This window comes from Bacillus pseudomycoides DSM 12442 (assembly GCF_000161455.1).
Lineage (GTDB): Bacteria > Bacillota > Bacilli > Bacillales > Bacillaceae_G > Bacillus_A > Bacillus_A pseudomycoides.
Genome location: NZ_CM000745.1, coordinates 5470164 through 5470495 on the forward strand (window position 1 = coordinate 5470164; position 332 = coordinate 5470495).

General features: G+C 25.9%; 1 pseudogene. It reads right to left on the reverse strand.

The annotated features are described in order from the left end of the window. Positions 1–28: 28 nt before the first annotated feature. Positions 29–332 (reverse strand): annotated as a pseudogene (locus BPMYX0001_RS27680) (hemolysin BL lytic component L2); the annotation flags it as partial.

Below are 332 nucleotides of genomic sequence, written 5' to 3' on the forward strand. Positions count from 1 at the left end.
CTATATTATTTTTATTAAATTCTAAATATTAAAACTTATAAACTTGTTCTTCAAGGTAACTTGTTACATTTTTTAATTGTCTTAATGTATCCTTTTGAGACTGCTGGTCAGTTGTATCAACATTAGTAGATAAGTTTGTAATACTATTTTTGATTAGACCCAAATCTTCTTTATAGCGTTTTAGTAGGTCAAGTTCTACATCTACTTGATTTGCAAATGTATGTAAATCATTTTGCATAATAAGAAGCATAGATTTTTGTAAATCTGCTACTGTTAGGTTCTTTGTTAAATCATAAAATTTTTGGTTTTGTGTCTCTAAATCATCTAAATGC